The organism is Embleya sp. NPDC127516 (genome assembly GCF_044765325.1).
GTDB lineage: Bacteria > Actinomycetota > Actinomycetes > Streptomycetales > Streptomycetaceae > Embleya.
In genome coordinates, this window is sequence record NZ_JBIWJT010000041.1 from 15485 (window position 1) to 36788 (window position 21304).

General features: G+C 68.6%; 15 protein-coding genes and 2 pseudogenes. 7 read left to right on the plus strand and 10 right to left on the minus strand.

Going from position 1 to position 21304, the window contains the following annotated elements; all coding sequences use genetic code 11:
- Window positions 1-169: 169 nt before the first annotated feature.
- Window positions 170-426 (minus strand): annotated as a pseudogene (locus ACIRL2_RS45085) (hypothetical protein); the annotation flags it as partial.
- 486 nt (window positions 427-912) lie between these two features.
- Between ACIRL2_RS45085 and aspT the strand changes: the two are divergent.
- Window positions 913-2595, plus strand: coding sequence for an aspartate-alanine antiporter (gene aspT, locus ACIRL2_RS45090; RefSeq protein ID WP_395872926.1), 1683 nt, complete (start codon window positions 913-915; stop codon window positions 2593-2595).
- Window positions 2596-2672: 77 nt separating this feature from the next.
- Here aspT and ACIRL2_RS45095 read toward each other — a convergent pair whose 3' ends face one another.
- The 4 genes from ACIRL2_RS45095 to ACIRL2_RS45110 form a co-directional block, all read right to left on the minus strand.
- The gene (locus ACIRL2_RS45095; protein ID WP_402240514.1) at window positions 2673-4361 is read right to left on the minus strand and encodes a bifunctional aspartate transaminase/aspartate 4-decarboxylase; all 1689 of its coding nucleotides are present in this window, start codon (window positions 4359-4361) and stop codon (window positions 2673-2675) included.
- A gap of 88 nt (window positions 4362-4449) precedes the next feature.
- Complete coding sequence (locus ACIRL2_RS45100) at window positions 4450-6150, minus strand: aspartate:alanine exchanger family transporter (RefSeq protein ID WP_402240610.1); 1701 nt, start codon at window positions 6148-6150, stop codon at window positions 4450-4452.
- A gap of 1612 nt (window positions 6151-7762) precedes the next feature.
- The gene (locus ACIRL2_RS45105; protein ID WP_395872922.1) at window positions 7763-8149 is read right to left on the minus strand and encodes a hypothetical protein; all 387 of its coding nucleotides are present in this window, start codon (window positions 8147-8149) and stop codon (window positions 7763-7765) included.
- On the minus strand, window positions 8146-8352 hold the full coding sequence (locus ACIRL2_RS45110; RefSeq protein ID WP_395872921.1) for a hypothetical protein: 207 nt from the start codon (window positions 8350-8352) through the stop codon (window positions 8146-8148). The genes ACIRL2_RS45105 and ACIRL2_RS45110 overlap by 4 nt, the downstream gene beginning before the upstream one ends.
- A gap of 1425 nt (window positions 8353-9777) precedes the next feature.
- Between ACIRL2_RS45110 and ACIRL2_RS45115 the strand changes: the two genes are divergently transcribed.
- The 4 genes from ACIRL2_RS45115 (at window position 9778) to ACIRL2_RS45130 (ending at window position 12923) form a co-directional block, all read left to right on the plus strand.
- Entirely contained in the window at window positions 9778-10362 is a 585-nt protein-coding gene (locus tag ACIRL2_RS45115) for a hypothetical protein (RefSeq protein WP_402240517.1), read from the plus strand.
- A 322-nt stretch (window positions 10363-10684) separates the two neighbouring features.
- Entirely contained in the window at window positions 10685-11245 is a 561-nt protein-coding gene (locus ACIRL2_RS45120) for a hypothetical protein (RefSeq protein WP_402240519.1), read from the plus strand.
- 889 nt (window positions 11246-12134) lie between these two features.
- On the plus strand, window positions 12135-12395 hold the full coding sequence (locus tag ACIRL2_RS45125) for an Imm1 family immunity protein (RefSeq protein WP_402240520.1): 261 nt from the start codon (window positions 12135-12137) through the stop codon (window positions 12393-12395).
- A 42-nt stretch (window positions 12396-12437) separates the two neighbouring features.
- The gene (locus ACIRL2_RS45130; RefSeq protein ID WP_402240522.1) at window positions 12438-12923 is read left to right on the plus strand and encodes a hypothetical protein; all 486 of its coding nucleotides are present in this window, start codon (window positions 12438-12440) and stop codon (window positions 12921-12923) included.
- 654 nt (window positions 12924-13577) lie between these two features.
- On the opposite strand, the gene ACIRL2_RS45135 is transcribed toward ACIRL2_RS45130, so the two are convergent.
- Complete coding sequence (locus tag ACIRL2_RS45135) at window positions 13578-14270, minus strand: hypothetical protein (protein WP_402240523.1); 693 nt, start codon at window positions 14268-14270, stop codon at window positions 13578-13580.
- A 330-nt stretch (window positions 14271-14600) separates the two neighbouring features.
- Complete coding sequence (locus ACIRL2_RS45140) at window positions 14601-15398, minus strand: hypothetical protein (protein WP_402240525.1); 798 nt, start codon at window positions 15396-15398, stop codon at window positions 14601-14603.
- Window positions 15399-16184: 786 nt separating this feature from the next.
- Here ACIRL2_RS45140 and ACIRL2_RS45145 point away from each other — a divergent pair.
- Complete coding sequence (locus tag ACIRL2_RS45145) at window positions 16185-16568, plus strand: hypothetical protein (RefSeq protein WP_402240528.1); 384 nt, start codon at window positions 16185-16187, stop codon at window positions 16566-16568.
- A 467-nt stretch (window positions 16569-17035) separates the two neighbouring features.
- Here the strand turns inward: ACIRL2_RS45145 and ACIRL2_RS45150 are convergent.
- The 3 genes and pseudogenes from ACIRL2_RS45150 to ACIRL2_RS45160 form a co-directional block, all read right to left on the minus strand.
- Window positions 17036-17119 (minus strand): annotated as a pseudogene (locus tag ACIRL2_RS45150) (RidA family protein); the annotation flags it as partial.
- A 62-nt stretch (window positions 17120-17181) separates the two neighbouring features.
- On the minus strand, window positions 17182-17652 hold the full coding sequence (locus tag ACIRL2_RS45155) for a hypothetical protein (protein ID WP_402240530.1): 471 nt from the start codon (window positions 17650-17652) through the stop codon (window positions 17182-17184).
- Window positions 17653-18032: 380 nt separating this feature from the next.
- Window positions 18033-19094 (minus strand): hypothetical protein, encoded by a 1062-nt coding sequence (locus ACIRL2_RS45160; protein ID WP_402240532.1) that lies wholly within the window; start codon window positions 19092-19094, stop codon window positions 18033-18035.
- 360 nt (window positions 19095-19454) lie between these two features.
- On the opposite strand from ACIRL2_RS45160, the gene ACIRL2_RS45165 reads away from it, so the two are divergent.
- Window positions 19455-20621 carry an LPXTG cell wall anchor domain-containing protein gene (locus ACIRL2_RS45165; RefSeq protein WP_402240533.1) on the plus strand — a complete coding sequence of 389 codons (1167 nt, stop codon included), beginning with the start codon at window positions 19455-19457 and terminating at the stop codon, window positions 20619-20621.
- The last annotated feature ends 683 nt before the right edge of the window (window positions 20622-21304 follow it).

Sequence of the window (21304 nt, forward strand, 5' to 3'; positions counted from 1 at the left end):
CAGGTACACGTGAACGTGCTCCCGCGGCCCGGTGTCGTCTGCCCACGTGCCTGCTCGGTGGAACCGCCTTCCGGCCCCACCGTTGCCGCAGCCCGGTCGGCGACGGCGGATCGAGCAGGCGGGAGAGGGCGACGAGCAGAGGGGTGGGGTTCGGGACGGCGGTCGCGCGTCACTCCATGACGGCACGAGCCGCGTCCAGGAACGCCGACCGGGTTCCCTCCGGGTAGTCCCGCACGCTCTCGCCGTCGGGCAGGCCTTGCCGGACGGTCCGGTGGAGATCGAGGAAGTACGCGCGCGCCGCGTCATGCGTGGGCAATGGGAACTGGGTTCCGCGACCCACAACCTGTTCATGACCTCCCGAGTCGTCAGGTACCAGGTGTGGGTGTCGTCCCAGGTGGCGCGTCGACTGAAGGCGCTCGCCGTCGCCCTCCGCGACCCTCCGCCGGGCCTACGCCGCGCGGTCGAGCTCGGCGACACCTGAACCTGAGCCCGCGGGGCTGCCCGAACCAAAAAGTCCGGCCCCCGCAGCTCGGACGGTGACACTGTGTGCCCTCGGAGTCCTCGTCGCTGCCACCGGTCCCGCGGTGCGACGGAGCCGCAAGAGCCGCAAGAGCCGCAAGAGCCGCACCGGCACCCTCGCGAATCCCGCCCGACCCGGCGACCCGCCCCTCGACACACGAGCCCGCTTCGAATCACACGGCTGAAAGTCGCGATGCCGTGCCGGTCGTGGAAGTCGCGACGGTTCGACCGCTCGCTCGGACGCTCCACATCCGGGGCACCGGCGCCACCCCGCCTCCCCCATACCCCCGCCTGCGCCATCCCTTCACTCGTTCGGCGTTGGTGGCCTGCGGGCCTCCGGAATGCCCCGATGTGATGCTCTATGCAACACCTGTTGCTTCGGGGAGGAGTGTCGTGCTCAATCTCATGCGGGAGAACGCCGTGCTGGCGTTGTTCGCGTGCCTCACCTTGGGCTACCTGGTCGGCAGGCTACGCGTCGGGCCGATCACGCTGGGCGGCATCTGCGGCACGCTGATCGTGTCGATGCTGATCGGCGCGCAGCACGTGTCGGTCAACGCCGACGTGAAGAACGTGGCGTTCGCGCTGTTCATCTTCTCCCTCGGATACATCGCCGGACCCGGGTTCGTGGCCAACCTGAACGCGAAGGGACTGCGGTTCGGCGCGCTGTCCATCATGGAAGCCGTCGTGGTCGTGATCATCGCCATCGTGATCACCAAGGCCGGCGACCTGGATGTCGGCACCGGCGCGGGCATCCTGGCCGGCGCCGCCACCGAGTCCGCGGTCGTCGGCACCGCGCAGGAGGCGATCTCCAAGCTGTCCGGCATCACCGCGGACGAGTCCAAGGAGATGCAGGCGCACGTCGCCACCGCGTATTCGGTGTGCTACCTGTTCGGGCTGATCACCATCGTCATGTTGACCAGTCAGCTCTTCCCACGGCTGATGAAGATCGACCTGGCGGATGCCAGCCGCGAGCTCTGGCAGCGAATGCGTGGTGCGCACGCGACGCTGGAGGAGGGCCAGGAGGCGTCGATGCCGGCCCTGGTCGGCCGGACGTACCACGTGACCGACGGCGGCGGCGTGACGATCAAGGCGCTCGAGGAAGCGGTCGGGCTGCACGCCTCCGTCGAGGGCGTCAAACGCGGCACCAAGGTGCTGACCGTCGCCCCGGACCTGAGGCTGGCCCGCGACGACCGCGTGCTGGTGGTCGGACGGCGCGAAGGCGTCATGGCGGCCGGTGGACGGCTGGGACCGGAGACCGCGGGCGTCCCCGGCCTGGAGAACCCCCTGTCGGTACGGGAACTGGTGCTCACCAAAAAGGAATTGGCCGGCAAGACGGTCACCGAGCTCAACCGGGCGTACCCGGACGAGACCGAGGGCGTGTATCTCACCGGCCTGCAGCGGGTCGGCCAGGACCTCCCCGCGACCGGAGAGACGGAACTGCGCCATGGCGACACGCTGACCATCGTCGGCAGCGGTTCCAAGGTCGACCGGTTCCAGCGGAAGTTCGGTGCCAAGGTCCGCACCGAGAGCGCCGACTGGATCTACATCGGCCTGGGCATCTGCCTCGGGGTGCTGCTCGGCCAGATCGTCGTGCACGTCGGCAGCGCGGACCTGACCTTGGGCACCGGCGGCGGCTGCCTGATCTCCGGACTGCTGTTCGGCTGGTTCCGGTCCACGCAGCCCACCTTCGGCGCGTACCCGCCGGTCGCCGCACAGACCATGAAGGACCTCGGCCTGGCCATGTTCATCGCCGTCACCGGCTTGGCCGCCGGGCCGGACGCCGGGCCGCTGCTCAAGCAGTACCCGCTGCTGCTGCCGCTGTCCGGCATCGCGATGGTGGTGATCCCGGCGTTCCTGGGGTTGTGGATCGGCCGGAGGTTCCTGGGCATCGACAAGCCGATCCTCGTCGGGGCCATCGCCGGGCAGCAGTGTTCGACTCCGGCGATCACCGCGGTCACCAACACCGCGCGCAGCTCCGTGCCGATGCTCGGCTACACGATCACGTACACGCTTTCCAACTTCCTGCTCCCGCTCACCGGGCCGATCTTCGTCGGCATCATCGGCCTGAAGACCTGATCCCCCGGGGACGACCCGACGGACGGCGTGGGGCACTTCGGCAGCCGCGGTGCCCCACGCCGTTTTCCGCCGGTTGCTCAGCCGCCGCTGTCGTCGCCGGCACCCGGGCTGCCCGCGTCCACCCATTCGCGGTGGTAGTCGTCGAAGATCCCGCGCACGGCGTGACCGATCCTCAGATAGTCGAGGTCGTCGAGGTTCGCCAGCGACGCCCGGATCGACCACTGCGGCCCGTCGAAGCCACCGCCGTTGAGCAGCACGACCGAGGTCTGTTCGGCGAGCCGGAACAGCGGGTCGATCGGCTCGTAGTTGGCCTCCAGGAACTTCGCGAAACCGTCCCCGTGCACACGTTTCGCCTCCGCCACCAAATCCAGTTCGATGTAGTAGCAGGCACGCTTCGGATCGTCCGCGATCCGCATCCCCGACCCCTCCAGGAGCAGATCGAGGCGACGGCGCACCGTCTCCCGCAGGAGTCGCTTGTACGCTTGGCCCTCCTCGAGCAGCCCGAACAGCGAGAACAGCGCCATCTGCACCTGCTGTGGCAAACCCAGGCCCGCGGTGTGATTGAGCGCGACCTGCCGCGAATCCGCGACGAGCCGGTCGATGAACTTCAGGGCACCGGGCTCGAGCGCGATGGTGCCGTACCGCTTGGCGAGTCGCCGCTTCTCGGCGTCCGGCAGGGCGGCGAGAAGCGCGTCGACCACGTTGTCGTCGTGCACGCCGATGACGCCCAGCCGCCAGCCGGTCGCGCCGAAGTGCTTGGAGTACGAGTAGACCAGGATCGTGTTGCGCGGCAGTTCGGCGGCGATGGTGCGGAAACCGTCGACGAACGTGCCGTACACGTCGTCGGTCACCACGACCAGGTTCGGGTTCTTGTCCCGGACGATCGCGGCCATCTGCCGCGCGACCCGCTCGGACAGCGCGAGCGAGGGCGGATTGCTGGGGTTGACCAGGCACACCAGCTTGATCGCGGGGTCTTCCAGCTTGGCGATCTCCGATTCGGGATAACGCCACTCGCGGACCCCGTTCCCGGCGAACAGCTCGGCCTTGATGTCGACCACGTCGAAGCCGTACGTGTCCAGTTCGGGGATCTCGATGTAGGGCGTGAAGATCGGCACCATCAACGCGATCCGGTCGCCCCGGTGCAGGATGCCGTTCTTCATCAGCGAGTCGAAGATGTAGCACATCGCCGCGGTGCCGCCCTCGGTGGCGAACAGGCTCAGGCTGTTGCCGGCGACCGCCTCGCCATCGAAAATCTCGTGGTGCAGGTAGGTCCGGACAACCTGCTCGGTGCACGCCAGAATGCGGTCCGGCATCGGGTAGTTGTCCCCGACATAGCCGTCCACCAGCTCGTGGAGCCACACGTCCGGGTCGAAGCCCAACGCGTCGATGCCGTGCCGTACGCACTTGTGCAGCATCTCGACACCGGCGAGCCCCGGATTCGCGATGCGAAACGCCTCGAAACGGTCCGCGACTCCGGGCTGCACGGGCATGCCGCCCAGGTCGTCGGCGGTCCACACTCGACGGCTCTCGCCGAGCGCGAAATGCCCGAGCGCGAGATACGCCTCGCGCGGCCCGGTCGCGATCCAGTTCGGATTACCGCGCCCGGCGTTGAGCATCTGCCGTGCAGCCCGGTGCTTCTGCGCGTCCTCGGGACTCGCGTCCGCCGCATGGGCCTCGGCGAGCCTGATGAACTCGGCCTTCAGCTCGAAGGGGCTCAGGGCGGCGAGAGTGCGCATCTTCTCGCGGCTGTAGGTGGCCTTGGGCACGACGCTGACTCCTCAAGGACGGAACCGGAACGGGAATCGGACGGAGACCGGACGGGGTTACGGAGGGAAAGGGCGAGGGACCGGCCCGTCAATGGGTGAGCAGCACAATGACCGAGCCCCAGATGGTCAGCAGCACGTTCCCCACCGCGTAGGGGACCGTGTAGCCCAGAGTGGGCACCTGACTGCGCGCGTTCTCGTTGATCGCGCCGATCGCGGCGGTGGTGGTCTGCCCGCCGGCGAGCATGCCCAGCAGCAGCGGCATGCGGATCCTCTGGATGACATGGCCGTACAGGAAACCGACGACGAGCGGAACGACGGTGGCCACCGCCCCCCACACCACCAACCCCAACCCGGCCTGCTCGAGCCCGGAGGTGAAGCTCGGACCGGCGTTGATGCCGACCACGGCGACGAACATGCACAACCCGAGGGTGTCCATGAACCACTGCGCGCCGGGCGGGACGTTCCCGAACGTCGGGTACTTGCCGCGCAGCCACCCGAAGACCAGGCCCATGATCAACGCGCCGCCGGAGGTGGACAAACTGATGGGCACGCCGCCGGCGTGCAGGGCGGGAATGCCGATGCAACCGCCGACGAAGATGCCCAGGCCCACCCAGATCATATCGGTGGCATAGCTGGTGGGCACCGGCGTGCCCAGGTGCTTGGCGGCACCGACGACCAGACGCTGCGGGCCGCTCAGGACCAGGGTGTCGCCGCGGTCCAGGGTGGAGGAGAGCACGTACGGGAACTCCGCCCCGGACCGGTACAGCTTGTCGATGAAGACGCCCGCCATGAACGGTTCGAGGCGCACTTGCGCGATCGTCCGGCCGATCTGGCCCTTCGCGGAGACCACGACATGCAGGGTCTCGGTGGCGTAGGCCAGTAGCGCCGTGTCGTCGGCCTCGGGGCCCACACGTGTCTCGGGATCGAACGCGACCAGATCCTCGCGCAGCGCGCTGACCGCGAGCACGTCGCCGACCCGCAGCACGGTCTCCTCCGCGCCGTCCATCAGTTCGTCGCCGCGGCGGATCCGGGTGATGTAGACGCGTCGGCCCGCATCGTGCTGCGCCGCCTCGAACCGGGCGACGGTCTGCCCGGCGTACTCCTGGTGGGTGAGCGTGTAGGCGCGCAGCACGTCCTCGTAGTAGCCCCGACCCAGGTCCGGGTCGGCACTGGGGACGTCGAGTTCCTTGCCCAGGTCGGCGCTCTCCTTCGCGAGGTCCCGGTGCAGCAGTGCGGGGATCACGTTCGCGAGCAGCAGCGCGCACAGGATCGTGCCGAGCGGATAGGTGACGGCGTATCCGATCGCAACGAGGTTGGCCTCGCTCTGGGCCTTCGCCCCCCCGTAGCCGGGCAGTTGGCCGATGGCGTCCTGCGCCACGCCGATGACCGCGGACTGGGTCAGCGCCCCGCCCAGCAGGCCGGCGCTCAACCCCGGTCCGTACCCGAGCATCGTGGCGAACCCCCAGCACACCAGCAGCCCCGTCACGCACACCACCAGCGCGTTGACGACCTGCGGCAGGCCATCCTTCTTCAGGCCCCGGAAGAACTGCGGGCCTACCTTGTACCCCAGCGCGAACAAGAACATGATGAAGAACAGGGACTTGACCGTCCCGTTGATCTGCACGTCGACCCCGGCTCCGAGCAGCAGCCCCGCGACCAGGCAGCCGGTGACCGAGCCGAGCGCGAGGGTCTTGTAGCGGATCTTGCCGAGCAGGAACCCGAAGGCGACGGTCAGGAAGACCAGCAGCTCCGGATACGGCTTGAAGATCTCGTCCTTGAGCCAGTCCATGGTGGTCAGCCCCGACGCCGGGGAGTACGACACGCGCCCGAATCCGACCCACCCGGGCCTGCGTCGCCCCCGCCCGATGGGCAGAGCCGCCTGGGTTCCGTACACATGCTCGGCATCCGTCGGCAACAGCGCGGTTTCATGCTCTCCTTCCGGCCGCCACGGTCAGGGTCCATCGTCACGGCGCCCGCCGGGAACAGTGAGCGGATCAGCCGCACGCCACACCACTGCTGCGCCGTACGGGTCCACAGTGCACCCGTCGAGCCCAACCCCGCCGCCCCGCGGCGCCGGAGCGGCACGCGAGGTACGCGATGCGGTATGGCGCGACATGAGGACGTCGGGCATTGGCGGGAGCGGCGGGGTCTGTCCCAGCGTGAGCTTGCGATCCGGTTGCGCCCGCAACGTCGTCACCGACCTGCACCGGCGATCCAGGGGCGCGGCGCCGTGGCCGTTGCGGGAGTTGGCCGAACGCGCTGGACTGCCCGCATGACCACACCCGACACCACCCGCGTCCTGTACGTGATCGCCTGCGCCGCACCCCCGCCCGCGCCGTCGCCGCCCTGTCCCGTGCGGAACAGCAACGAACCGCTACCTGACCATGCCTCCCGCCGGGGATCCAGCGGCGACAGGGAAGGCGGTCAGGAATCCGGAGGCCACTCACTCCACCGCAAGCTGATCGCGCCACGGCCCGTTCACGCCCCAGGGACTGTCAGGTCCGATAAGCCCGGGACGCGGCACCGTCCGGCGGTCGAACTCCGCGTCGAGTCGCCCCACAACCCTCCCGAGATCGGCCTTCGCGCCCGCAGGAAGCCACAGCAACACCGCCTGCAGGAGGTCGCGCGCAAGGGCGCGTCGGTCGGGTGTTTCGCCGCAGGCGGTGTCGACGTGGCATCGCGCGTGGGCGGACGGCGGGGCGGACTCGTTGCGCTCCGCCGGCCCGCCGGGTGCCCACCGGCGGGTGTCGGACGAGGGGTTCGCCGAGGTGGCGACAGTGCTGGAGGCCGGTCCGGAGGCGGGTTTCACCGGGCGGATCTGGACGCTCACGCGGGTCGGGCGGGTGATCACGCAGGTCACGGGGGTGGTGTACGCGTCCCTGTCGAGCGTGTGGCGGCTGTTCAGAGCGCACGGTTGGTCGCGGCATCGACGACAACGGCCACCAACGCGCCCAGGCATGGAGCCCTACGGGACGCACGCCATGGCGGTGTCCGACCCCGACGGCGACCACCCTGCCTGGACCTGGGGACCCCACGACCTGTGGACACGCCTCCGAGGCCGCCACCACCTGGTGGCACGACGCCGGATGCCCCGCGCCCACCGACTTCGTCTACGCCGTCTCGAGGGAACGACAATTCGTCACCTGCACCACCGCGGACAGCCGGCAATGGGACGTGCCCAACCCTTCGGCAATGTGAACCCCGCCGCCCCACACCGGCATTCGCCGCCGGAACGCCTCCCGTTCAGCCACCGGTCGCCGGCGCGCAAGGACGATCCGTGCCGCTTCGACGCCGAACTGCGGGCCCCGGCACAGATCCCGACATGGGTGACGAGGGAGCGGAGCGGACGGATCCTGTTCCACCGGCTCGCCGGAACCCTGTGCGTCGGCCGGCCGCGATGTTCAATCGGTCTGCGGCCGGCTCCAGGCGCGCAGGGTTCGGGCGACGTCGGTGAGGGTGTGTTTGCGTTCGCGGATGTCGCGGGTGAGCTGTACCCAGCCGCCGGGAGGGACGGTGAGGGGTTCGTCGGAGCCGGCCATGTAGCGGTCGGCGCAGGCGCAGCCGACGACGGCGTTGTAGTCGGCGAAGGGTTCCAAGACGATCATGGAGTGGACGAACGTCGCGGCGCGCGCGGCGGTCTCCTCGTAGTAGAGCTCGCCGCGGAAGCGTTCGTAGCGGTGGCGCTCGACGCAGAACGCGAACGATCCCCAGTCGGTGAGAGGTAGGTTCACCGGGGTGTTCGCGGTCTGGATGTCCAGGACCCAGCCGGCGTCGACGCGCAGGATCAACGCTGCCCCTCGGGGAAGGCGTCCTGGAACTCGGCCAAGTGGTCGGTGACGAACGTGGCGGCGCCGGTGACGAAGTTGCGGCGGGCGGCCTCGGACACGCTCAGGTCGTGCACATGGGCCTTCACCGACTTGCCCCCCAGCTGCGCGGCCTTGCGCACTGCGGCGAGTTCCTCGTCCGTGTACTCGATGTTCAAAGCTGGCATGCCCACCAAGGTACCAGGCAGGTACCACCGGCGGTACCGGACCGGTACCAAAACCGCTGGGGCCCCTGGGAGCCGTCGTCGTCGGCGAACCGAGCAGGGCGCAACCGGACCCCCGGGTGGGTGGCTCCGGCAGGTGAACAGGCCGGCTCGGGCAGGCAGTCATGGCGAACACTGCGCCGGCCTGCCACGGCGGCCGGTGGAACGCTGCCTCCGGCGTGAACGGACGGCGGGGGCGGAGTGGATTGCCCACGTGGAGGCGGATCCGATCCGGGCGCTGGAGGAATTCGCCACGAGTTGGCGCCCCGTCGGGCACACATCGACCGGCGCGGGCCCGGTTTGGCAGCAGGCTTTACCATCGCCACAAACTGCGGGTTCGAGTCCGGGCGCAGCAGACCGGGGACCAAGTCGTCGAGGCCGACGTGGTGTCCGGGAGTGTGCGGGGCCTCAGGATGTTTCCGCAGGATGTGATAGTGACTGGCGAGCACGTCGTTCTCGTTGGCCTTCGGTCGGGTCAGGGTGCCGGGATAGGCGGTGCACTCGAGACCGGAGCCGCCGATCAGCTCGACGGCGGCGGGCCCGGGGGTCGCATTCTCGGGAGGCGTGACGGACACGGTGACGGTGGCGATCCGTTCGGGCGCGATCTGCGCGTCATGATGGTCCGGCCACGCCCTTACCTCGTCCGCCTCGATCAGGTTCGGGCCTGCTCGCCACCCGGACCATCCAGGCGGCGGTGTCGTGCCCAGGCGGGACGCGCGCCGTGCATACACCGACGCGCGAGTATCACACCTCTACCCACCGAACCCACCGCCCCTCCGGCAACAGTCGACCAGCAGCGCACCATCGACTTCGGCCTTGTATCTTTCGCATGACAATCGACTCGCCGATCATCTTTGTTGCAGGAGAGCCATGGCATCTGTAGAGGCACGGTCAATCACCACTATAGAAATGCCGCATCATGCCAAATCCCGAGTGCTGCGGTGGGCAGGAAGACGCATACTCGCCTTTCGCACGGACGCGGTTCTACGGGCCCGGGTCATTGTCGACTCGGTTTCCGGCGATGCCACGGAGGCAGACTTCCCGGCGCCGTGGTCCAGGGACAAGAGTGGACAGGACGCGGTGAGCCCGGATCTCACGTATGCCGTATTCGTGGGCCCGCATTCTGTTCGCGTGGTGGAATCGAACGGAAAAACCCGATGGGAGTTTTTCCATCAATGCCGCACCGTTTTCGGACGGGCATTCATCCCGAGCGGTGATATGGAATGTCCCTGTATGCGAACGTCGGATAGCGTAGAGACGGGCTCGTGCCAGGTCACTCCCGACAGCCGCCTGATCTGGGCACACGTGGCAACACCGACTGCCCTGGACACACCGGGAACACCACAGGGCGAGGCATGGCTACTCCTGGACGCCTCCGATGGAAGAATCGTGCACCGTATCGACCTCCACGATCTCTATGCGACCAACTCGCGTCACATCCCTCACCCTGATGGACAGAGCATCGCCCTCTGCCTCGGCAGTGATCCAGACGACATCACCATAATCTGGGGTTCCTGGGACGGCCGAGAGGCGAACACTCGACGCGCAGAGACGGAGCCGGGAATCATTCTGTGCGACATCTCACCCGCAGGAAACGAGTATGTCGCCCTCACCCCCTCGACTGACGTTCTGACCAGGTATCGGTCGGCTGATGACAGCCCAATCATCGAAATCGACTACGAGGCGCTCACGACCCATCCCGACGCCGACGATCCCAACGACCTCCCCGTTTGGGATCAGATGTGCAGCTATATCGATGGTGACACCATCATTGCCTCGACCTCGGATCTCGACGACCAATGGGGTCGGCATCGTCATTGGACCCTCCACTCCGCCGAACCGTCCGTGCCTGTCGAGATCGCTTACCCGGTTCCTGTGACCGGAGTGCCTACCGCGTTGGGTGACGGTACATGGATCGCACGCTCCGACGCCGAGCCGAATCGCGTTCATCTGTGGGCGAGGAGGATGCCGTGAGTCAAGTGGACATCAAGGTCGCCATGGACTGAAAGGCCGCGGCAGGGAGCTTCGCGATACAAGGTCGCCGCATCCCGCCCACCGCATCGCGCCGCCCCACCGCCCTCGTCGTCACAGAGCACACCCACAGGGACGACGTACTCAACCGAGCGCGTCCACGTACTCAACCGACCGCGCTCACCCCGGCCGTCGTCAGGACCCGCGCGAGGCGCGGCACAGGCCGGATGCCGGGCCCGCGCGCGTGAACGCCGGGAGTCGGGGCGGGTGGTCGGCAGGCGGTCTCACGCTGTCGTGCCGGTCGAGAGGGGCTGCCCGGGGAACCATGAGGGGAACGGAGAAGCTGATCGGCGTGCTCAAGGCGACATTGTTCGGCCCCTCGGACGGCATCCTCGCGTCCGCCGCCGATACCGCCTTCGGGCGGAACACGTGCGCGCGCGATGATGACGGCGTGCTCCCTCCGAGACTGCTGTGGCGTGACCCGCGGCCGATCCCCCGCCTGGACCCGCAGGACGTCGTGATCGAGGTGGTGCGGGATCCGTCGTTCCACGAGCCGTCCGAGACGGATCCGTGTGTGTCCCTCGGGTACGTGTGCCTCACCCACGACCGCGCCTACGTCGGGGGTGGTAGCGGCGAGGGAGAGCATCTCGTCGCCTTGGAGTGCTCCGTGCACGGCTTGGAGAACATCGGGGCCCACCCGCTCATGCACCGATTCCCCACCGGATTCATCCCCGCCCTCACTCCGGATCAATACGCCGAACTCGAGAACGACCTGTACCCCGAGGGCTACACACGCCCGGCCGGACCCCGCGACGCGATCCCGGGCCGATCCGACGAACGGATCACCGCGTGGCGGCGCGCCGCCAACGAACCGTTCCATCCCTGACGCGGTGAGCGATCCGTAGACGCCACACACCGGCACATCGACAGCAACCCGGTCGGCGCGGCGGTGGGCGGATCGAGCGCGGACCCCGTCGGGTCGCGGGCCGGTGGCGTGCTCAACTCGCTTACCGCGCGGGGTTGTCGCCCCGTGCCCGCAGCCTCCCCGAGGGCAGGCGCGGATCGGCCGCGCGGCCGGGAATCCCCCGCTACACGAGGAACGCCCGTACCTCCACCGAGTGTTGCGGTTGGACGTCGAGTGCGGGCGGACGGGACGAGCAGACGTTCCCCGTGGGCGTCTTCGACTCCCCGGCCGGGCTCGGAGAACGGCACATCGACTTTGGCCCGTCTCCGCGGGGTCACACCGCCCCGTCGCCGTCCCCGAGCACCGCCTCGGGGCCTGACCGTCCTGCCCGGATGGGAGCACCGACACGACGAGAGGACATGGCAGCCCTACGAGAGCGTGGACGCCAAGGGCGCCGCCGCCCCTTCGGCCGGGGGCGTCGACGGCTTCGACCCGTGGAGTGAGCCCGCCACGTGACCGGTGGGGCCGATGAAGGCCGACCGACCCGCTCCTACGCTCCGAGGAGTTCGTACACGGCTTCGACGGTGGCGAGCGAGTCCGTCGCGTCGATCCGGGAGTACTCGTCCGAAACGATGAATGGCGGCCCGGATCATGATTCTGAGCGTATTTTTCCAGGATCGGTGGCACTACGGTGAAAGGGTTGATGCGTCTCGACTCATCCTGGTTCTTTCTTGCCGACCAGCGCTGTGGCGACGGACCGGTGAAGGGAAGCAACCTGCGTGTCGCGGTCAACCAACGTACGGGACATGGTGCTTAGGTGTGATTTATCAACCCAAAATTTCAAAAGGGGGGAATTCATGATCACGTTTGGGTGTCCGACAATCCCGAACCCCCCGACCTCGACCCGCGCGTGGTGTCGGATCCCTGCTATCCGTTGTTCCACGACCCGTCCAGCGCCCTTCCGATCCCGCGAATTCGTGCCGCACTGGAAGAATTCTGCCGAGCGGGCACGGGAGAACGACCCGAGTGCATCGACTGGGTTGTCGGTGGCATGAATGGGCAGCGTTTCGATCGTCCACCCATCGCTGAGTTCGTCGAGGATCCGGAAATCGACTGGGACAGCCTTCGGTAACCCTCCGAAGGACGCGGCAGGTTCGCGCACGGTGGGGCGTTCATGGCGATGCGCAGCCAACGCTCGCGCGTGCGCGACGTCGCCGCGACCGTGGTGCGAGCGGGAGACGCCCCCGACGCAGGCAGCACCACGCTGTCGCCGCGGGACGCCGCGGACGGCGACCCACGCGCTTGGGCATGGGTACTCGACGACCTCACCGACACGTTCCTCGCCGTGCACTGCCCCCACTGCGGCGCCGACGTTCCCATCGCGGTGGGCGACTACGGCGACCACTCCGCGATCCGCGACCGGCACCGAGGCGACATCGACCGTCGCCCGCTGCGGCCGGCCCCGGCAAAGGAACTGTCCCCGCTGGGCGCACGCCTGCTCTCGATCGCGACCCGCGACGGGCAGGTCTCGCTCGCCCGCGGCCTGCCGTACCTCTTCGGAACGGCCCAATGCCCACCCTGCGCAAACCCGTTCGCGATCGCCCCCGCGTTCGAGAAACGCTTCGCATCCGACGGCGAGCCCAGGCTCCCGGGAACATGAACACCCCAGCCACACCCGGGAGACGATCCCCCGGGCCTCCAGACCCGAGTACCCCTGCGCACCTGGGCATGGCACACCAACCCCACCTCCTTCCACGTCTCCCCCGGCCTGATCACCATGATCCGAGGCGAAACCAACGACCACACCACCGGAACCGTCCGGATCGGCGCCAAACACCGCAACCTGCTACGCCCCCTCACCGACTCCGGCATCGACTGGACCACGTTCGACGGCTGAACCGCGAACACGACCACGGACGAAAGACACGGGGCCGACGCGGCGCACGAGCCCGTGTTCGCGGTTCTCACAGTATTTCGACCCGTACACACCCGAACTCGGCGTCATGGCCCGCGTCCAACGCGCCGGCGACCACGTCCTCACCCGACCCGTCCGGTTTCGAGGAAGACGCTCCCGAGGACCGCTTCGGCACGGACCCCGGCCGACTCCTCGCGCACACGGTCGCCGCCGGGCTATATGTGCTGGGCCGCATGCTCTACGAACTCGCTTGCGGCCGGCTGTTGTTCACGGCATCGGACCGGATGGCGCCGATGTACACGCACCTTCATCGGGAACCGGATCCGCTCGGCGCTCACCGCGCGGACCGGGCGCCCGGGATGGACCATGTGGTCGCGGAACGTGCCGCACAGCGGTGGCTCAGGCTGATCCGATGGCGTTCTCGCCCTGCCTTCGAGAGACCTCACGCAACCGACGCCTACGTTTCACGGCAGAGATGAGCCCGATCACGCTGCGCAACACGAGAGACAGTCCGACGAGGATCACTCCCATCGCCGTGATTGCGCTCTCGTCGACGTGTTGCCCGTTGCCTTCGGGCGAAGGCGCGCCGGCAGAGGCCAGCGCCGGCAGAAAGATCAACAGCACGCCTCCCACACCGGTCACCAGGACACCAATGAAGGACATCAGGCGCTTCCGCGATGAACGACCGCTGAAGGCCGCGAACGACGCCACGACCAGCGCGCATCCAAACGCCGGGAGAACGGTACCCGTGATCCATTGGGTCGCGAAGGCGTTCCAATACCATTGATCGTCCGGCGTCGACTCCTCGAAATAGACCAACCGGGGTGATGGGCCGGTCAGATCCTGATATGTCCCAGGCAGCAGGCCGAGCAGAAATACAGCAGCGAAAATCCGCCTGTCCATGAACCCTCGGACACACCCCCATTTTCGAGCCAGCAAGAGGGCACACCAACCCATCGCAAGTCCGAGAAAAACTCCTTTGACCGCCCCATAACCGATGGGAATCCAAACATTCCACGGATAGTTGCTTTCGTGTGTCGACCGCCACGTGCCGGCCGCGCCCCACGCCAGCGCACCCGACACCAGCCCCACGGATCGCGCTCCACCCACCGCCGACACACCCTGGCCAACCAACGAAACCTCCTCGGCCTACGACCGTCCGCCTTCGATGTAAACAAGTTTCGAACAGCCATGGCACGGATTCGCCCGAAACAAAAGTCATGCCCGTTCGGCAATCACCTTTTGGAAGTCCACCCCACAGTACCGGCCGCTTCCGTGGGCGGTCATCGGCTCACAAAAGCGGACCTGCGCGCGAGGTCCGATGGCCGAATCGCGTTCCGGAGATCCGCAGGCTCTTTCGAATTCTCCATCACCTTTGCGAAGGCATGCGCCCATTTCTGTGATCGGCCGGCGCGTTGTGCGCTAGACGTGGCACCGGACGCGGACGAGCAGGGTGTCGTCGGGGAGGGATTCCATGTGGGTGCGGTTGTCGGCGGGCCGGTCGAGTAGTTCGGACCGGTGTTCACAGGTGGTCGCGGCTTCACAGGTCGCGTGCATGGCGGTGCCGTCCGCTTCGATCCACCACCCGTCCGAGGTCAGGAGGTCGGTGAGCAGGACGGCGTCGTCGCCGACCTTTCCGGCGAATTCCTCACGGGTCCCGGCGAAGTACACGTCGGGCCGGCCGAGTGCGTCGACGCGTTCGGCGAAGCGGACCGGTGCGTCCGCCTCCGGGTACGCTGCCGCGGCTCGCAACAACGGCTGCGCCTCATAGTCGGCGCATGCACGTGCCCACGGCGGCGAGTGCACGATGACTGCTGCGTGCCGTTCCTGGAACACGGAGAACGGCAGATACGGCGGGTGCCGTGCCGCGAGACGCTGCCACAGGTCCCAGGCGGACCCCGCCCAGGCCCGCTCCGCGGCGCGGGGCCCGTCGAAGTCGAGGAGTCCACGCGGGCCGCCCGCGCACCAACCCGCCCCACCGGGCGGCATCCGACCATCGTCGTCGGGCGCCTCGTGGATCAGCCGCGGGTCCCCCTCGTAACCGGGCAGGACGCGAAAACGGCCCAGGTTGCTCGAAACGCGCAGGCTCCACGAGTCCCACATCGCCCGTTCCCAGACACCACAGTCGATATGGAACGGATCCATGACCCGAGCCAGCGCCGCGTCCGGATCGGCGCGCGCCTCCGGCGGCAGACACACCGTCAAGATCAGGCCTGCCATGCCGAATCTCCTCCCGGGCCCCGTGAACCGCCAACCTACCGGGCTCGGCAACTGCGCCCACGGGGCGGGGGATCCGAACCGTGTACCGAGAGCCCCAGCGGAATCGGAGGGGATGTGTGGGCGGGGGGAACCGGGTGGGACGAATCGAATGCCCGCTGTGCCGAACCGCGCAAGCAGGCCGTGCCCCGGAGAACCAGGCGGCGGATCCGGACGATTCCGCCCGCTCGGCGATGACCTCGGAGAAGAACCGGCCGCACGACAGGTGGTCGTGGACGATCGGCACACCGCCGACGCCCGCCCGACACGAGGGTCCACGTGGGCCTTCGAACCCGCAGGCGGGCAGGATGCGATGGCGTCGCAACCGGCTGACGGATCGCGGCCGGGTCGGACCGCGGCCCGGGCACACCCTCTGGGCGTCCGTAGGCGAGCACGCGAGCGAGGACCCCGCGGAACGAGGCGCAAGGCCACCACCTGGTCGCCCTCACCGACGCTCATGGGCTCGTCATCACGACGCGGGTCACCCTCGACCCACGGCACAGGTCCGCCACGCCGCCGAGTTGACGGCGCGAACCGCCGTACCGCGAGGAGGAACACGACCGGATCCGGATCGGTGACCCGCTCCGAGATCCGCACGTGCCGGGGTCTGCCGGGACCGCCCTGCCGGATCGTTCTCCACCGACCCGGCGGGGCTGCGGCTCAGGGCAACGTCCGCCGACAACCTCCGTGTGACGGGACAAGCGAACAAACCCGCAGGTCACGGACCCGACATCCGACTAGTGTCGCGGGATGCACTCTCATCGGAGCTTCGAGAACCCGCCCGCGCTGCCTCACGAGGTGGTGGTGGAGGAGTTGGAGCGGGCCCTACGCGACCGCTCGGCGGAGGGTGAGGCGGCGAGCGTCCTGGTCGGGACCGCGTTGAACGACGACGACGCCCAGTTCGTGGAGCACTGGTGCATCGAGGTCGGAACGCGGGCCGTGCCCGGCAGTTCCCTCCTCGGGTTGGCCGGCCTGTGCCTGGGACACACCGCTCGACGCTTCGGGCGTCTGAGCGATGAGGCTCTCGCGCTGGCGAGGTCGCTGTCGGCGCGCGCCGAGGCGGACCCCTCGGACGTCGATGGTCGGGCCGTGGACGGTTACGACGATGTCCGGAGTTTCCTGCACCCGAGGTAAGGCCGTTCATGGGCGGGGGCAGGTGAAGCCGACAGCCACACACCGACATCGAACGTCAACCAGTGCCGGATCCCGGTTCCTCGCCGTCCACTGCCCCCGCTGCGGCGCCGACGTCACCATCGCGGTGGGCAACCACGGCAACCACTCCGCGATCCGCGACCGGCACCGAGGCGACATCGACCGCCGCCCGCGGCGGCCGGCCCCGGCAGGCGAGCTGTCCCCACCGGGCGCACGCCTGCTCGAGATCGCCACCCGCGACGAGCAGACCTCGCTCGCCAGCGAATTGCCGTACCTCTTCGGAACGGCGCAGTGCCCGCCCTGCGCCGGCCGGTTCGCGATCGCTACCGCGTTCGAGAAACGCGTCACATCCGACGGCGAGCCAAGGCCCCCGGGTACCCAGCGGCAACATCATCGAGGCCGGAACCGACTCCTATCGTCTCGTCACCGCTCGTGCACGGACCGAGCAGCATGGCTTTCGCTGCCCGGCCCGCGTAGTCCCCGATCGCTGCCATGGAACCGTCATCGTTCAGCGGACATGACCCGGCGAGGAAGCCGACGGGCGGCGTATCCGGTATCCGCGACGGCAGGAAGCCGCGGACCCGGCCAACCGCGATCAACGCGTATCGAACCCCAGACGGCTTGGGACAGCGCCCATTGTGCAGAGCGTCGTGACCTGCTCCTCCAAGTGGCTCAGGGCGTCCATGAGGGAAAGTTGATCGATCCGCTCGAAATAGAGGGCGTGGACACCGGAGTCGAACTCTCCCCGGGGTCGTTCGAGGTCGACATCCACCATGGCTTCAACGATGCTCCCGGCCGAGGTGATGGTCGCACCTGCGGAGAACCGCAGCTCACTGACATCCGAGTCGCCCTCCGCGAAGAAGCCGAAGCGGTGGCGGAGCCGCAGTTCAGGTCCCGCGGGGTGCATTTCGATCAAGATGGCAGGCACCAACCCGGACCCGTCCCCGAAGTCGTAGGCGGCGTAGAGCCGAGAGGCGAAGTCGTTCAGTTGCTTGTGCAGCCGGTGCATCGTGGTCAGCAAGAGAGCCGCGCTTTCGGCGCCGTCCGAGCCGGTGACGTTCAACATCGGTGAATCATCGCCTGTGGTGAACGGGTTGCGAACCGTAGGGTGGGGTTGAACGGTGCGAAGGACCGGGTGCCTGGTGAGCGAAACTCACGTGCCGACGCCGTGTTCGGCCTCGCACTCCCCCACGACACTGTCGTCCACGGCCCACTCCTCGCGGCCGGACTGCGCGAAGGACTCTCCGAACCCTCACCCGTCGACACCTCATCACCCCAACCGATCCCCGACACCGGACCCATCACCGCGACGGCCGGCGCCGTTGCCGAACCACTCGGCGCGTAGACGAGGCAAGGCATTCCGCTCCTTCCCGGCCTCCCGCGATGCCCAGACGCCGACGCGGACCGCCCCCGGAGCGTCCGATCGCCGCGGCCGCCACCGAGCCGTCAAAAGGGCGGGTCGTCTGCGCAGCCCTCGGCCTCCGCCCAGAGGCGGCCGTCGGCCACCGAACGTCGGAACGGGTCCGGATCGAGCAACTGCCGCAGGATGTGGGTCGATCCGGCGCTGTCGTGATCGACCCGGCGCAGCCAGGGCACCGAGACCATTGCACGGTCGAGTTCGGGGGTGGCGCATGCGGCGAGGGCGGCGCGCAGGGTGTTGGGCACGGGGTCCTCGACCAGACACAGCCATCCCAGGGCGGCGCCCACTCGGACCTCGGCGGGGCGTGTGGGGTCCGACCACAGGGCGCGGGTGAAGGCGGCGGCATTGTCGTGTCGGTGTTCCCGGGCCGACTGCGCGATCGCCAGGATCAGGCTCGCGCGTACGCGCGTGTGGTCCTCGATCCGGAAGCGGTCGTGCAGGGCGGTGGAGATCTCCCCGGCCCGGCCCGAGGTCGCGGCCAGGGCGTACGCGGCCGCCTCCCGGAGGTCGGGGTCCGGGTCGTGAAGGAGCGCGATCGGGATGTGCGCGTCCGCGGTGATCGCGTCGCGTGCCGCCTCCACGGTCCAGTTCTGGAAGTAGCCGCCCACATCGAAGTGCGCGTGGTCGCCACAGGAATCGGCCACCCGCAGCAGATCGGCGCGGGAATCCTCCTGACAATCACAGCGTGCCACCGTCGCGACCAGGAGGAGCGCGCCCACCCGGGGATGCGCGCGGTGATCCGCGGCGATTCGCAACAGGAACGGCACCGCGAGCGGCGCCACCGAACCCCGCGAGCCCTGATGGCAGATCGAGCCCCACAACGACCCGAGCGACCGCTCCGCCGTCACGGCGTCGGCACAACGCATCCCCTCAAGGTCCTCGGGGACGTCCTCGCCCGAGCCGTAGGCGTGGGAGAACCGGCCCCACGGCACCCGGTCGTACACGAAACCGTCCCACACCTCCGCCGGCATCCGCGCCACCACGGTGCGCACGTCCCCGTCGGTCCCCTGCCACCGCTGCGACCAGTACCGCGGCAACGCATCGACCCAGGCCTCGTGCAACGCCTTCGCGTCGACACCGTCGTCCATCCCGCACGCCTCCCCCCAAGCCCCCACGCCCCGACACGACGACGACCCTCGACACGCCCTCACTCACCCGGCCGTTCGCGAGGGCGGTCGCGCCACCGCACCGCCCCGGACCCGGCGGATGCGGAGCATAGCCGGCCCCACCGACACCCGGCGTCGGACGGGCAGACCGTGACGAGTTCCTGGAACACGTCGGTGTCCGACGTCGGAATGTGTTCGGGCGGTGTGGGCAACTCGATGGTGGGAGCGTGTGGTTGGCCTCTAGAGTGAGCCACCGTGCCTTCCCCGGCATTCCATGTGACACGCCCCACCCAGAGGCGTGTTCTTTTCGAACGGACATCCATGAAGTCACTGCGTCTCATAGTGAGCGCCGCAGTAATCGCCGTGCCCTTGTGCGTGTTCGCTCCGGCCTCTCCGGCGTCCGCGCTCGCCCTGCCCGACGGGGCGGTCACCGTCGAGTTCCCCAATGCCGCCGAGTACGCGGGGGGTTGGACCGAGGGGACGATCCGGCTGACGAACAAGACCGGAACGTCCCTGACGGGCGTTCATCCGTATCTGTCCTTGCAGGGTGCCTCCTACGACCCGGCCGTCCCCAGTTCCGTCCTCGTGGAGGTCGCCGACGGACCGGGCGCTCCCTGGAAGCCGCTCGCGACGCGGACCATCGGCGAATTGCGGGACGTGCGGGGCGACCTCGCCCCGGCCGCGGGCATGGACCTGCCCGCGGGCTACGACCACACCTGGCGGGTGCGGGTGCGTCTGCTGCAGGTCGCCACGGAGGGCCCCACCAGCGACATGGGCGTGGGCGTCTTCGTCGCGAAGGGGTCGACCTCCAACGGCAATTACGTCGACCTCCAGGGCGACGGACGCACCATGTTGCGTGTGAGCGGGCTGGAGACCTCCTACACGGGCCTGCCCAAGGAGTTCCCCGCCGACGCCAAACCGCACGAGTTCCAGGTGCACCTCAAGACCCGGAACAAGGCCGACTGGCACCTGAGCCGTGCCTCGTTCGGCATGGACCTGGACCGCGCGATGAGCGGGACGTCCGCCTGCGACGCCCGGATCGAGGTCAAGGACCCCCAGGGCGTCTGGCACAAGGTCAAGAACGAGGCGGCAGGCCGGAGCGAGCTCGACGTCGACGTCGCCAAGTGGGCCACCGGCCCCGTCGACCACAAGGTCCTCCAGGCCCGGATCAGCATCGGCGGTGGCTACGCCACCCCGACGAACCACTGGATCGCCTTCGGCTACTACCCGGGCGCCGGCCCCAACAACTATTACGAGAAGGCCGACTTCACCACGGTCACCGTCTCCGGCGCCCCCAAGTGCGCCGGTGACGCGACCACCACCACTCCGACCACCGCGCCGTCCACGCCCGCCACGGCCGCACCGGTCCCGCCCGCCCAGGGCAAGCCGGAACTTGCCGAGACCGGCGACGACAACGGCAACACCGCGACCCTCCTGGGCGTCGCCGGCGTGCTCGCCCTCGCCGCGGGCGCCGGCACCACCTTCGCCGTACGCCGTCGCCGCGGCTGATCATTCACACTTCGCGGCGTTCCGTGTCGGGTCGCGGCAAATCGCCCGGCTCGCCATGCGCACCCGGCACACACGGTCCCGTCCCACTCGAGCGCATCACAAGACGCGCAGGCAGAAGTGGCGAGACGGGCCGTGTGTGCACAGGGGTGCTGTGACCCGCAGCCCTCGGCTCCGTTGGCCCGGCCCGCCAAACGGGACCGGAAGCAACTTTCATGTCCGGCTCGGTGGCCTGCGGTGTGCGCCGCCCCTGCGCTGGGACATGCGCGTGCGGGCGGCCGATGGGTGTCACCACACGTCGAGTGCGACGTGACGATGACGAGTCGGCTCCACAACGAAATCGTCGGTCGTGCCGGGCCAGTAGAAACGCCGGATGTCCTCACACCGCACTGATGTCGGTCCCGTGACCTACGAGTCCGTCCGCTGTCTCACGTCGTGTCGGACGCTCGGGATCTCGGTTCCGTATCCGTGAACCGACGATGCCACCGACCAACTGCCGCAACGCAACCCGCCGAACTGCGGTGTCTCACGACGATGTCGGATCCGACAGCGATCCGACATGCCAGCGTAATGTAGGTTCTCGCCGCCGTTGGCGGACGCCGATGCCCTGACCATGACCGTCGCCCGGCGTCTCGGACCATGGCGGTCGCCCGCCGTCTCACGGCGGTGGCGGTTCGGCACGCCGA

What these genes read in the sequence shown, in the direction of transcription:
- ACIRL2_RS45100 (WP_402240610.1), bottom strand. Translation starts at nt 6,150, where the DNA reads ATGGACTGGCTCAAGGACGAGATCTTCAAGCCGTATCCGGAGCTGCTG.
- ACIRL2_RS45155 (WP_402240530.1), bottom strand. Translation starts at nt 17,652, where the DNA reads ATGTTGAACGTCACCGGCTCGGACGGCGCCGAAAGCGCGGCTCTCTTG.
- ACIRL2_RS45130 (WP_402240522.1), top strand. Translation starts at nt 12,438, where the DNA reads ATGGCGATGCGCAGCCAACGCTCGCGCGTGCGCGACGTCGCCGCGACC.
- ACIRL2_RS45160 (WP_402240532.1), bottom strand. Translation starts at nt 19,094, where the DNA reads ATGGACGACGGTGTCGACGCGAAGGCGTTGCACGAGGCCTGGGTCGAT.
- ACIRL2_RS45110 (WP_395872921.1), bottom strand. Translation starts at nt 8,352, where the DNA reads ATGCCAGCTTTGAACATCGAGTACACGGACGAGGAACTCGCCGCAGTG.
- ACIRL2_RS45120 (WP_402240519.1), top strand. Translation starts at nt 10,685, where the DNA reads ATGAGGGGAACGGAGAAGCTGATCGGCGTGCTCAAGGCGACATTGTTC.
- ACIRL2_RS45140 (WP_402240525.1), bottom strand. Translation starts at nt 15,398, where the DNA reads ATGGCAGGCCTGATCTTGACGGTGTGTCTGCCGCCGGAGGCGCGCGCC.
- ACIRL2_RS45145 (WP_402240528.1), top strand. Translation starts at nt 16,185, where the DNA reads ATGCACTCTCATCGGAGCTTCGAGAACCCGCCCGCGCTGCCTCACGAG.